This window comes from Winogradskyella damuponensis, from assembly GCF_039538385.1.
Lineage (GTDB): Bacteria > Bacteroidota > Bacteroidia > Flavobacteriales > Flavobacteriaceae > Winogradskyella > Winogradskyella damuponensis.
The window spans coordinates 95,016-108,448 of the sequence record NZ_BAABCB010000030.1 but is presented as its reverse complement, the minus strand read 5'-3'; the positions used below and the strand labels follow the sequence as shown (position 1 = coordinate 108,448).

The window sequence follows — 13,433 nt, the reverse complement described above, 5'->3', positions numbered from 1 at the left end:
TATGAAGACGTATTTATTAACCTTAGTTGTCGCATTTGCATTACTTTCTTGTAATGATAATGTAATACAGACTACAGAAATCACATCGCCAAATAAAAAGGTCGTTGTGAATTTTAGTTTGAACAAAGCAGGACGACCATTTTATAAGGTTAAATTCAATACTAAAACAGTTGTAGATACGTCATATTTAGGATTTGAATTTAAAGATGTACCAGCATTTCATAAGAATTTCATTGTAAAAAATACAAGCACTTCAACTTTTAATGAAACTTGGCAGATGCCTTGGGGAGAACAGTTAGATGTGGTTAATAATTATAATGAATTAAGAGTTGAGCTTCAAGAGAAAACCACACCAGAGCGTTTTCTAAATATTGTATTTAAAGTTTACGATGATGGTATTGGATTTAGATACGAATTTCCAGAACAAGCAAGATTAAGAGGTGAGGTTTTCATCACAGAAGAACACACCGAATTTAACCTAACAGAAGATTATAAAACTTTTTGGATCCCTGGAGATTGGGATATTTACGAACATTTATATAACACAACAAACCTTTCTGAAATTGATGCTTTGCAGTATGCTAATCATAAAAATTTAGCACAAACTTATATTCCAGAGAATGCGGTGAATACACCTGTAACTATGGTTGGAAACGATGGAATACATCTAAGTTTTCATGAAGCTGCTTTGGTTGATTATTCCGGTATGACCTTAAAAGTTGATACAGAAAACCTTAATCTAAAAAGCAATTTAGTAGGTTCCAAAAACAACGATTATAAAGTAAAACGTACGGTTCCTTTTCATACTCCATGGAGAACCATTCAAATTACAGATAATGCCCCAGATTTAATTGAATCTAAGCTTATTGTTAATCTAAATGAACCCAATAAACTTGGCGATGTGTCATGGTTTAAACCTATGAAATATACCGGAGTTTGGTGGGAAATGCATTTAGGGAAATCGTCATGGGATTATGGTATGGAAAAGGTGGATGCTAAATGGACAGATACAGGAAAAGCACATGGCAAACATGGAGCAACGACAGAAAACGTTAAGAATTTTATTGATTTTTCTGCCAAAAATAACATTGGAGGTGTTTTAGTTGAAGGCTGGAATACAGGTTGGGAACATTGGATTGGATTTGAAGATAGAGAAGGCGTCTTTGATTTTGTAACTACATATCCAGATTATGATATTGATGAGGTGGTGCGTTACGGAAAGAAAAAGGGGGTCGATATTATTATGCATCACGAAACTTCCGCAGCTACAGAAACCTATACCAAACAACAAGACACCGCTTTTGCGTTGATGCAGAAATACGGTATGCATACGGTTAAAACAGGTTATGTTGGTAAAATATTACCAAAAGGCGAATATCATCATGGGCAATACATGGTGAATCATTATAATCATACAGTAGAAAAAGCAGCAAAGTATCAAGTTGCTATCAATGCACATGAACCTATAAAAGCAACGGGTTTAAGAAGAACCTATCCAAATACAATTTCGAGAGAAGGTTTAAGAGGTCAAGAATTTAATGCTTGGTCTAGTGATGGTGGTAATCCGCCAGAGCATTTACCTATTGTAGCTTTTACAAGAATGTTATCTGGACCAATAGATTTTACGCCAGGTATTTTCAATATAAAATTCGATGAATATAAAAAGGATAATCAAGTCAATACAACCATTGCACAGCAGTTGGCTTTGTATGTGGTAATCTATAGTCCTGTGCAAATGGCAGCCGATTTAGTAGAACATTATGAAGCTAACCCTAAACCTTTGCAGTTCATCAGAGATGTTGGTGTAGATTGGGGTAAATCAGTAGTTTTAAATGGTGAAGTCGGTGATTATGTGACTATTGCAAGAAAAGAAAGAGAGACTGGAAATTGGTTTGTAGGAGGTATTACAGACGAAAATGCAAGATCTTTAAAATTAGATTTTAGTTTTTTAGACGAAGATCAATCCTATGAAGCTATCATTTATAAAGATGGAGAAAATGCCCATTGGAATAACAATCCACTAGATATAGAAATAGAAAAAACTGAATTTGATAAAACCTCTCAATTAACTTTAAAATTAGCTGAAGGTGGAGGATTTGCTATCAGTTTAAAAAAGAAATAATATTAATGTAATTTTTTATCCCTTATGAAAAATATACTTCTAATAATCGTATTATCACTGTGTTTTAATAGTGTTAATGCTCAAGTAGGCATCGGGACAGCAGACCCAAAAAGCACATTAGATATTAATGGTAATTTATCTCTCAAAGTTGTAAGTTTAAATGGAGGACCTAGTGGTTCTGCTACACCTATTGATGATGGAGTTTATATCAATTTGACTCCAACGGTATCTAATGAAGAATTTATCTTACCTGATGCTACAACTGTTCCGGGAAGAATATATGTGCTTAGAAATATAGCAGACTCAATACAAGCTGATATCTATACTTTTGGAGCTGGTGTAGAGTTCTTTGCTGGAGATAGTACTTCTGGGACAAATGTTGTAAATATGACAACAGCTGTAGGAGGTGGAAATGCAAATAAAACACTTATTTTTATTAGTGATGGTTCTAATTGGACTTATGGTAAATTAGGGTTTTAATAAGTTTACAACAGATCATAAAAAGAGCAGCATAATGTTTATGGCTTGTGTAATACCTTCAACAATTTGTATAAGCGCATAGACACCTGAGTTAAATATCAATTCTAGTATATCTAGTAAAATTGTATAGGCGTTTATTTCTAATTTTAGAATTAAAAGCCATTTCTACGATATCAATTACAATCTTCTGTATAACAGTTAAATATTCAAATTAAATTAATGTTTCTTAGACCTTAATTATCATACTTAATATAATTGAGTATAATTATAATGTTTGAGTCGTGAAGAAATACATTTATAAAATCTTTAATTCATTAGAAAAGTTAGAGAGTAATATTGCTTTTTATCCTTCTATTATCAGTCTATTTGGATTGTTGTTTGCTTTTTTAATGATTTATCTAGAAAGCATAGGGATTTCTAAATACCTAGTAAAACACTATCCGGTCTTAGTTGTAAATAACACTGAAACCGCAAGAAGTTTATTAACCACATTTATTGCAGGGTTAATATCTATTATGGTGTTTAGTTTTTCATTAGTAATGATTCTTCTCAACCAAGCATCTAGTAATTTTTCACCAAGAGTACTGCCAGGATTGATATCTAACAGACGACACCAAATTATTCTTGGAACATATAATGCTGCATTACTCTATTGTATTTTTACTTTAGTGTCTATTACACCAAATGGAGACAAATATCAAATGCCAGGTTTTTCGGTCTTATTAAGTATTGTTTTTATGACCTTAAGTTTAGGCGCTTTTATCTATTTTATCCATTCTATTTCTCAAGAAATCCAAGTAAATACAATTATGGATAAGATTTTTATAAAATCAAAATTACGTTTAGAGAAGTTAGTTGAAGCAGAAAAGCATATCGATGCCGGTTTTGAAGATACGTCAGATTGGAAGAATATTATGGCTAATTCTACGGGATACATGCAAGATGTCAGTTTGAAAGCATTGGCAGATTTAGCAGAATCTCATGACTTAATGATAGAAGTTGTGCCCATAAAAGGAGCTTATATTCTTAAAGGAATTCCGGTTATAAAGTACAAAGGAGAAGCGAGTGATCACATGGGAGATGATGAAGACTTAGAGTCGAAACTTTTAGACTCCATAACCTTTTCTAACAGTGAACTTATAGAAGATAATTATGTGCTTGCCTTTAAACAAATTACAGAAATTGCTGTAAAAGCTATGTCGCCAGGAATAAACGATCCAGGAACCTGTATTAATGCAATAGATTATCTTACTGAGTTATTTGCATTACGAATGACAAAAAAGGATCATAGTTATTACTTTAATGACGATGAGAAAGCATTAATCCACATCAATACTGTAAGCTTCGAGGAATTGCTATATAACGTTATGGCAGCCCTTAGAACCTACTGTAAACATGATGTTATTGTGGTTCAGAAGTTATTTGTTATGTTTCAGTATTTACTTCAGCAGAATAATATATTAGACGAAAATTACAAAGAAGTGATTATCAAGGAAATTGTTAATCTTAAAAAAGATGCTTTAGATAATCATAACAACGATAGAGATATTGAACTGATAAAATCATATATTACCAAACTTCAAAATATTAATCCATCAGAATATAAATTTTGAAGCGTAGTAAAGGTTCAACAAAATTATCAATACCAATCAATGTCTAATCACAAAGATATCATTATCATAGGAGGAGGAGCTGCAGGTTTTTTTGCTGCTATTAACATTGCAGAACAACATCCAGACTTGTCTGTTGCCATATTAGAACGTGGTAAAGAAGGTTTGCAAAAAGTGAAAATTTCAGGAGGTGGGCGATGCAATGTGACGCATGCCGAATTTATTCCATCTGAATTGGTCTTAAATTATCCAAGAGGAGAAAAAGAACTTTTAGGCCCTTTTCATAGGTTTATGACAGGAGATACTATTGCTTGGTTTGAAGAACGTGGAGTGGAGTTAAAGATTGAAGAAGACGGCAGAATGTTTCCGGTTTCAAATTCTTCACAAACCATTATAGATTGTTTTTTAAACGAAGCAGAAAAGCATCGTGTTGAGGTATTGTATAATCATGCTGTAAAATCTATTGATACTTTAACAGATGGTTTTAAAATTGAAACATCGCAAGGAGTTTTTCAATCTAAAAAGGTATTAATGGCTACAGGAAGTAATCCTAAAATCTGGAAATTACTCGAAGATTTAGGACACACCATTATACAACCAGTACCATCGCTATTCACTTTTGATATTAAAGATAAACGCATTAAAGATATTCCAGGTGTTGTAGCAAAACAGGTAGAAGTTAAAGTTGTTGGTACAGATTTAGAGTCTAATGGACCATTACTAATTACACATGTTGGTATGAGTGCGCCAGCGATTTTAAAGCTGTCTGCATTTGGTGCTGTGGAATTAGCAAAGCGGAATTACAACTTTCAAATCGAAGTTAATTTTATAAGCTTAGATACTGAGAGCTGTTTAGACGAACTCAAAAATTGCAAACAAGAATATGCCAAAAAGACCCTTATTAATTCAACACAATTTGATTTGCCAAAACGCCTTTGGAAACAGTTAATTCTGGCAGCCAATATTGGAGAAAATGAACGTTGGGCAGATATTAATAAACAGCAATTAGAAGATTTAGCAGAGCAATTAACAAAAGCGATTTTTCAGGTTACAGGAAAAAGCACGTTTAAAGAAGAGTTTGTAACAGCTGGAGGCGTAGATTTAAAAGAAGTAAATTTTAAAACTTTTGAAAGTAAACTAATTCCTAACCTTTACTTTGCAGGCGAAATTATTAATGTAGATGCTGTTACAGGTGGTTTTAATTTTCAAAATGCATGGACGGGAGCTTATATTGCTTCTGCATCTATAATATTGGATTGATTATACATTGTGCGATAAGATAGAATTATAGCTTTAAAATCTTCAAAAATATAAGGTTTAGTAATAATTTGGTTTATTCCTGAAGTTTCAGCTTTTGCAGAAATTTCAGAAGAATTTAAAGCCGTAAGTGCTAAAATAGGAATATAAGGATTAAACATTCTTATATGCTTTGTTACTTCATAACCATCCATGTCTGGCATGTTAATATCCATCAATATTAAATCAAAATCTTTCTCTTTTACAAGACATATCGCTTCTTTACCATTAGAGATTGTTTGGCAACTGTAACCTTCAATTTTTTCAATATTCTTTTTCGTGATTAATAGATTAATTTTGTTGTCATCAACAATTAAAACACGCATGTCTCTATGTGTGAAAAGTGTGGGTGTACTTTTATTTTCTTTTGACATAGAAAGCTGAAATGTTATTTCAAAGAAAAAGCAAGAGCCTTTATTAGGTGTAGATATAAAATCGATATCAGCATTGTGGCTTTTTAATAAGGTCTTTACAATATATAATCCTAAACCAGAACCACTGCTATTTTTATTTAAAAACGTCTTGTTTTCAAAAGCACTAAAAACAACAGATCTGTGTTCCTCTTTAATACCAATACCAGTATCTTTAACTTCAAAGCGTAAAGTGATTTCTTCATCATTTCTGCTTTTTTCTATAACATTAATCGTAATAGAACCCTTTTTGGTGTAACGTATAGCATTATAAGCCAAATTGATTAATATTTGACTAAAAGCTACTTTATCGACCAAAATATTTTCATTTTTGTCTGATTTGTCAATATTAACAATCAACTCTAAATCTTTATTTTTAGCCGCTACTGCAATTGTGCTCACAACGTGACTAACAATTTTTTCGATTTTATCTGGTTTTAATCTAAGGGTTTTATTGTCAAATTTAAGTCTGTTAGCTTGTAAAATATTGTCTATTAATATAGATAAATAGTTGCTTGACGATATTAATGAATCTAAATACGATTGCTTTTTAATAACATCATTTTCTTGATCTATAAGTGTTGCTAAACCACTAATACCATAAATTGGCGTACGTAATTCATGGCTGAGTATTGAGAAAAACTCTAAGCGGTCTTTGTCAATGGCAATAAGTTTAGAATTAGAAGCTTTTAATGCTTCGTTAATCTTTACAATATTTTTTCTGGCCTTAAAATAAAAGTAAAAAACAGTAAGTATTATGGCTAAAGTAAGGCTCATAATAATAGTACTTACTAAGAATATTTGTGAGTTTAGTGCTTCTTTTTTACGGGTTTCATTTGCTGTAGCTAGCTTTTGCTCAGCATTAATAATTTTATCTACTAACTCACCATTTCTAATGTTCTTTAGCTCTATATTATTAAGTGCTGTGTATTTATAGGTGTCAGATTTTAAAAGATATTTATTGGCAGAATCTAAATTTTTATTGCTATTGGTATAATAAAGGTATTTGTAGTAATTTAAAGATGCTATTTTTCTATAGGAATTAATATCTGTAGAAATAGACGCTTTTAGCTCATCTTCATTTATTAAAAACAATGGCTTATAATCTTCTTCTACTTTAAAATTAGATAATTTAACATGTGCAATAGCATTGTAATACTGGTAAGATTGATGTAAATTCTTTTTCAGATTTTCTATTCTATAATTCTTAGAATAATTTAAGGAATCAAAATTAGTAGTTTCTAAAGCTGTTATGCCTATGTTGCTAGACTCTAGCATGCTAGCATTATCAAAACTGTAGTAGTCTTTTTTTATTTTGTACCTAAGATTTATAAAATATATTTCACTGTTAAGTTGTTTTGATATGTCTTGAGCTATTGGATATAGACTATCAAATTTTGAATAGTTCTTACCTAAAACATATGAATTTAGTATGCCTGAGTAAGAAAGGTCTCGACCTTTGTCTTGGTTAAGAGAATCGTATATTTTTAATGCCTTTACATGGTAGCTTTCAGCCCTCTTGAAATTAGACATTTTGGTTAATACTTGCCCTAAAGCATTGTAGGATTTGGCTTCAGTGTCCTTAAAATTATATTTTTTAGAAAAACGTATGGCATCATTAAGTAGAACAGTTGCCTTATAAAGACTGTCGTTTTTTACGAGCATATCCAGCTTATAACTGTTAAAGGTGCAAGAACTGTTATTTATGTTTATAAGTGATTCTTGTGCTTGTGCAAAAGAAACATTTGTAATTAGGGCTATAAACAAAATAATAACAGTGTTCAATTTGGGGAAACACATGTAATTAGTCTATTAGTGGGCAAAATTACACTTTTTCATAAAACTATTGTTACTTAAACGTTTTTTATTGCTTTTTATAGATTTTTTTTGTTGTGTTAGCTTAAGTTATAATAAACCTTCTTTTTTTCTAATACCATTCTATTGTTTGTTTAACATTGTAAGAGGCGCTAGTATTATTACATTTGTTTACCAAGCTTAAGACTATTAATTTATGATTACATATATCGCATTGTTACGAGGGATAAACGTTGGTGGACACAAAAAAGTTGTAATGGCTGAGTTAAGAGAATTACTTTTAAAATCAGGATTAAAAAATGTAACAACTTATATTCAAAGTGGAAATGTTATTTTTCAATCTTCAAATAATGATGCAAAAGCTTTAGAAGAAAGTATTCAGAAATCCATTTTAAATCACTTTGGGTTCGTGGTTCCTGTTATGGTTAAAAGTAGAGCTGAATTATCTATGATTTTTGATAATAATCCTTTTGAAACAATTAAAAAAGCCGAAAGTTATTTTATAGTACTTAATGAAATTCCTGATGAATATTTAGTTAAAGAAGCATCTCTAAAAATATACCCAGATGATGAATATATTATTTTTAATGATTGTATTTATCTGTTTTGCCCAAAGGGGTATGGGCGAGCAAAATTCAATGTTAATTATTTTGAAAAAAAAATGAAAGTCAATGCAACGTCAAGAAATTATAAGACAATGGTAAAACTACTTGCATTGTCAGAAGAATAAAGTAAGAACCTTTAGAATTTACTTATTTTTGCAGATAATTATAAGATGCAATTGAAAAGTCTGCCTCCAGGCAGTCTTGGTCAGATATTTAGTACGCAATGACAGAACAAGACTTTATTCTTAAATCCTACAATTCCAATATTGATAAGGGTTCCGTAAAATGGGCTTCACCAAGTAATATTGCTTTGGTGAAATATTGGGGGAAAAAAGCACATCAAATTCCCGAAAATCCGTCTATTAGTTTTACACTTTCAGATTGTAAAACCATTACCGAAATGACTTATATAAAGAAGGATAACCAAGGGTTTAGTTTTGATATTTATTTTGAAGGCGAAAAAAACGAAGCTTTCAAACCAAAAATTCAAACCTTTTTTGAGCGTATTGAAATTTATATGCCTTTTTTAAAGGATTATCATTTTAAAATAGAAACATCAAATACCTTTCCACATAGCTCAGGTATTGCGTCTTCAGCATCTGGTATGAGTGCTATTGCCTTATGCTTAATGAGTATTGAAAAGGAGCTGTCTGTACCTGAGAGCGACAATGTAGAGTTCCAAGATTATTTCAATCAAAAAGCATCATTCCTTGCGCGTTTAGGTTCAGGAAGTGCTTGTAGAAGTATTGAAGGAGAACTTGTGGTTTGGGGAAAAAATGAAAGTATTGTTGGTAGTTCTGATTTATATGGTGTAAAATTTGAAGGAGATGTACATGCAAACTTTAAAAATTATCAAGACACTATTTTATTAGTAGATAAAGGAGAAAAACAAGTGAGCAGTACGGTCGGTCATCAATTAATGTATGGTCATCCATTTGCAACAAAACGTTTTGCCCAAGCGCATGATAATTTAGCAAAACTGAAAACAATTCTAGCTTCCGGAGACCTAAATGCCTTTATCAAAATTGTAGAAAGTGAAGCCTTAACGCTACATGCTATGATGATGACGAGCATGCCTTATTTTATATTAATGAAACCAAATACATTAGAAATCATTAATAAAATTTGGGCATTCAGAGAAAAAACAGATTCAAAAATTTGTTTTACGCTAGATGCAGGAGCAAATGTTCATGTTCTTTATCCAGAAAAAGAAAAGGATGATGTCCTGCAATTCATTAAGAATGAATTAGCTAACTATTGTCAAAACGGACATTATATTTGCGATCAAATTGGACATGGAGCCAACCAAATATAATTTTAATACGTATATTTGTTAAAGTAACTGTTTACAATACATGAAGGGACCACTATTTTATTCTAAAATTCTTTTATTCGGTGAGTACGGAATTATTAAAGATTCTAAAGGCTTATCTATTCCATATAATTTTTATAATGGAGCATTAAAAGCAGAAAATAATTCTACACCAGAAGCTATAAGTTCAAATGAGAGTTTAAAGCGTTTTGTAGTGTATTTAAGGGAATTAGATAAAGATTTAGTGACTTTTGATATTGACACATTACAACGTGATGTTGAGGCAGGAATGTACTTTGATTCTTCCATTCCGCAAGGATATGGAGTGGGAAGTAGTGGTGCGTTAGTGGCTGCGATTTACGATAAATATGCCAATGATAAAATTACTGTTTTAGAGAATTTAACACGTGAAAAACTGCTAAAGTTAAAAGCTGTTTTTTCTGAAATGGAATCTTTTTTTCATGGTAAATCTTCAGGATTAGATCCTTTAAACAGTTATTTAAGTCTTCCTATTTTAATAAATTCTAAAGATAATATAGAAGCTACCGGAATTCCGTCTCAAAAGACCGAAGGAAAAGGAGCGGTATTTTTAATAGATAGTGGTATTGTTGGTGAAACAGCACCTATGGTTAGTATTTTTATGGAAAACATGAAAAATGAAGGTTTCCGTAGTATGCTAAAAGACCAATTTATCAAGCATACCGATGCTTGTGTAGATGATTTCTTAAAAGGCGATATAAAATCGTTATTTAAAAATACAAAGCAATTATCTAAGGTCGTATTAAACAACTTTAAACCTATGATTCCTTCTCAATTTCATGAGCTTTGGAAAAAAGGTATTGAAACTAACGATTACTACTTAAAATTATGTGGTTCTGGTGGTGGAGGCTATATTCTTGGATTTACTAAAAATATAGATAGAGCCCAAGAAGCTTTAAAAGGCCAAAAGTTAGAGGTAGTCTATAATTTTTAAGTCCAAATGTTGCCACAACACTGAGCACAGTCTAAGTGTTTTCTAAAAATCAGTCATGTTATCAAGACGACAGAAACACATTCTTCTCAAATTTTTTAGCCTATTTTCAGTAGTTAGGGGATACAATATTTTAGTTGTTGTAATTGCTCAGTATTTAGCTTCAGTTTATATTTTTGCTCACGATAAGCCCTTAAAGTCTGTTCTATTAAGTCTTAATCTTTTAATGCTAGTGCTAGCTTCTTCTGCTACCATTGCGGCAGGTTATATTATTAATAATTTCTATGATTCTGAAAAAGATTTAATAAACAAACCCAGGAAAACCATGTTAGATCGTTTGGTGAGTCAAAACACCAAACTGTCCTTTTATTTTGTACTTAATTTTATTGCCGTTGTTTTTGCTAGTTATGTGTCGTTTAAAGCCGTAATATTTTTTGCAGCATATATTTTTGCTATTTGGCTGTATTCGCACCGTTTAAAAAAGCAACCAATAATAGGTAATATTGTATCAGCAATTTTAACAGTAACTCCATTTTTTGCTGTATTTATTTATTATCAAAATTTTGAAAAAGTTGTTTTTGCCCATGCTATATTCTTGTTTTTATTAATATCAATGCGAGAACTTACTAAGGATTTAGAAAATATTAAAGGAGATTTAGCACTTAATTATAGAACGGTTCCTGTTGTTTATGGAGAAAAAGTATCTAAGGTTATGCTTACCGTAGTCGCGATTTTAACTATAATTTCAGCAGCCATTCTTGTCTTATTTTTTAAGATTGGGTATATGTACTATTTCTTTTATCTCAGTATTGTGTTGCTTTTCATCTTTTTACTCATTCTGTGGAAATCTGAAAATAAAGCCCATTATCTTATTCTTCACAACATGCTTAAGTTTATTATTGTTGCTGGTGTGTTTTCTATTTTATTGATTGATGTATCTATTGTTCTAAATAGGATATAAACTTCATTAATAGTGCTTTGTATCGTTATATCAATACCTAGTATTTAAACTACTCTACTATTTAAGTAAAAAATGTGAACTATTGTTATACCTTTGCAAAAATTTATATACCATGAGCAAACAACAAGATAGCAAAGGAAAAGGAAAGACTTCAGGAAGAGGAAACGCTAATAGTAAAACAAGAAGTTTTGCTAAAGGAAATGCTCCTTATAAAAAGAAAACGAAGTCTGAAAAACCATCTAATTCAGATGAAATCCGTTTAAATAAATATATTGCTAATTCAGGCATGTGTTCACGACGCGAAGCAGATGAAAATATAGCCATTGGTTTGGTTTCTGTTAACGGTAAAGTCGTAACCGAAATGGGTTATAAAGTAAAACGTACTGATGAAGTTAGGTTTGATGGTAGTCGTATTACACCAGAAGCCAAAGCGTATGTATTATTAAATAAACCTAAAGGGTTTGCAACTACAACTGCAGAAAGCAAAGGTAAAACGGTTATGGATTTGGTAGCCAATGCTACAAATGCAAACATAAAGCCAATTGGCCGTTTGGGCAGAAACTCGTTAGGTCTATTATTATTTACAAATGATGATAAGATCGTGCAAAAATTCACCAATTCTAAAAATGGTGTGGCAAGATTATTTCAGGTAGAATTAGATAAGAACCTAAAATATGAAGATTTAAAAAAGATTCAAGAAGGTTTTAAAGTCGAAGGCAAATTAATTACAGTAGAGGAGATTAGCTATATTCAAGGTGAGTCTAAAACTCAAATAGGAATCAAAATTAAAAACACGGGAAATACCATTTTACGTACCATATTTGACCATCTCAATTATGATATTGTAAAAATTGATTGTGTAGCTATTGGTCATTTAACCAAAAAAGATATTCCTCGCGGTCACTGGAAACACCTAACAGAACAAGAGGTGAACACCTTAAAAATGCTTTAATTTTTAAACGACATTTTTTTAAAAAATTACCGTTTGTCGAATAAATAGTACATTTTAACGACTAGGTTATTTTTTTTTCTATATTGCAGCCCCAAATAGAATGAAAATAACCTACTTATGAAGAATGTAAAACTACTTTTAGTGCTTTTACTTATAGTAAATTGCACAACAAACTTACCTAATGAAGTTAATGAAACTTCAGAAATCTTAGCCCCAGAAGCACAAAATTGTGTTGATGATTTGCCCCAAGTTAGAATAACTAACAATGGAGTGCATGGCTACAATTTTCTTATTTACGATATAGATGATAACTATACCACGCTATATTCTGGGAGTATTCCTCTTGGATCAGATAGTGATTGGATTGAATTGTCTAGCGACAATGTTGTAGTTATAGCCTCTAATGAATTTGATTATGGTCAAAAAGTACAATTAAGCTTAGAGAATTGCGATACTATTGAGGTAGAGATAGATACTAATGATACCTTGACAGTGTTATAGTCAAAATATCATTTTGTCAATCTAAACAATCTTTCGTTTTACTCTAAATAGTAAAAGCTAAAACAATTAAGTGACCTCTTAAATAAAGGTAAAAATTATAAAAACCATGTATTAAAAATTGGTGTTTTAGGATTAATAATTCGCTTTAAATTGGAGTTAATACTGTATTTGTTTTAAAATTATTAAAACCATTATCAACTAGAAGGCTTATGTGTTCTAGTTTAATGGTTTTTTTTATTGGTGTAAAAAAAAATAAAAAAAAGTTTTCCATATTAAAAAATAAATTACATTTGTTGCGCATTTAGCTGAACAATTGAAACGTGTTTTTACGTTCGGGTTTTTGAAAATTAGGAAGTCATATTCAAAAGCCGCTTATAAGATAAGTAACCGAATTTTAGA

At 31.1% G+C, this 13,433-nt stretch carries 11 protein-coding genes; 10 read left to right on the top strand and 1 reads right to left on the bottom strand.

What is annotated here, in order from left to right:
- The first annotated feature begins 1 nt into the window (after position 1).
- The 4 genes from ABD730_RS15685 to ABD730_RS15670 all read left to right on the top strand — a co-directional run bounded on the left by ABD730_RS15685 (position 2) and on the right by ABD730_RS15670 (position 5,472).
- Positions 2–2,122, top strand: coding sequence for a glycoside hydrolase family 97 protein (locus ABD730_RS15685; RefSeq protein ID WP_344715870.1), 2,121 nt, complete (start codon positions 2–4; stop codon positions 2,120–2,122).
- A 24-nt stretch (positions 2,123–2,146) separates the two neighbouring features.
- Complete coding sequence (locus ABD730_RS15680; RefSeq protein WP_344715868.1) at positions 2,147–2,602, top strand: hypothetical protein; 456 nt, start codon at positions 2,147–2,149, stop codon at positions 2,600–2,602.
- A gap of 281 nt (positions 2,603–2,883) precedes the next feature.
- Positions 2,884–4,215, top strand: a complete 1,332-nt coding sequence (locus ABD730_RS15675; protein WP_344715867.1) for a DUF2254 domain-containing protein — start codon at positions 2,884–2,886, stop codon at positions 4,213–4,215.
- 39 nt (positions 4,216–4,254) lie between these two features.
- Complete coding sequence (locus tag ABD730_RS15670) at positions 4,255–5,472, top strand: BaiN/RdsA family NAD(P)/FAD-dependent oxidoreductase (protein ID WP_344715865.1); 1,218 nt, start codon at positions 4,255–4,257, stop codon at positions 5,470–5,472.
- Here ABD730_RS15670 and ABD730_RS15665 read toward each other — a convergent pair.
- Positions 5,439–7,583 (bottom strand): response regulator, encoded by a 2,145-nt coding sequence (locus ABD730_RS15665; protein ID WP_344715863.1) that lies wholly within the window; start codon positions 7,581–7,583, stop codon positions 5,439–5,441. The genes ABD730_RS15670 and ABD730_RS15665 overlap by 34 nt on opposite strands.
- Before the next feature lie 346 nt (positions 7,584–7,929).
- On the opposite strand from ABD730_RS15665, the gene ABD730_RS15660 reads away from it, so the two are divergent.
- From ABD730_RS15660 to ABD730_RS15635, 6 genes are all read left to right on the top strand, one after another.
- Positions 7,930–8,463 (top strand): DUF1697 domain-containing protein, encoded by a 534-nt coding sequence (locus ABD730_RS15660; RefSeq protein ID WP_334465379.1) that lies wholly within the window; start codon positions 7,930–7,932, stop codon positions 8,461–8,463.
- Positions 8,464–8,561: 98 nt separating this feature from the next.
- Entirely contained in the window at positions 8,562–9,653 is a 1,092-nt protein-coding gene (locus ABD730_RS15655; protein ID WP_344715861.1) for a diphosphomevalonate decarboxylase, read from the top strand.
- Between the two features lie 40 nt (positions 9,654–9,693).
- Positions 9,694–10,623: a mevalonate kinase family protein gene (locus ABD730_RS15650; protein WP_344715860.1), complete on the top strand. Its 930-nt coding sequence runs from the start codon at positions 9,694–9,696 to the stop codon at positions 10,621–10,623.
- A 55-nt stretch (positions 10,624–10,678) separates the two neighbouring features.
- Positions 10,679–11,581 (top strand): geranylgeranylglycerol-phosphate geranylgeranyltransferase, encoded by a 903-nt coding sequence (locus tag ABD730_RS15645; protein ID WP_215927090.1) that lies wholly within the window; start codon positions 10,679–10,681, stop codon positions 11,579–11,581.
- Positions 11,582–11,693: 112 nt separating this feature from the next.
- Positions 11,694–12,533, top strand: a complete 840-nt coding sequence (locus ABD730_RS15640; RefSeq protein ID WP_215927091.1) for a pseudouridine synthase — start codon at positions 11,694–11,696, stop codon at positions 12,531–12,533.
- Positions 12,534–12,650: 117 nt separating this feature from the next.
- On the top strand, positions 12,651–13,034 hold the full coding sequence (locus tag ABD730_RS15635) for a hypothetical protein (protein ID WP_334465367.1): 384 nt from the start codon (positions 12,651–12,653) through the stop codon (positions 13,032–13,034).
- Positions 13,035–13,433 lie beyond the last annotated feature (399 nt).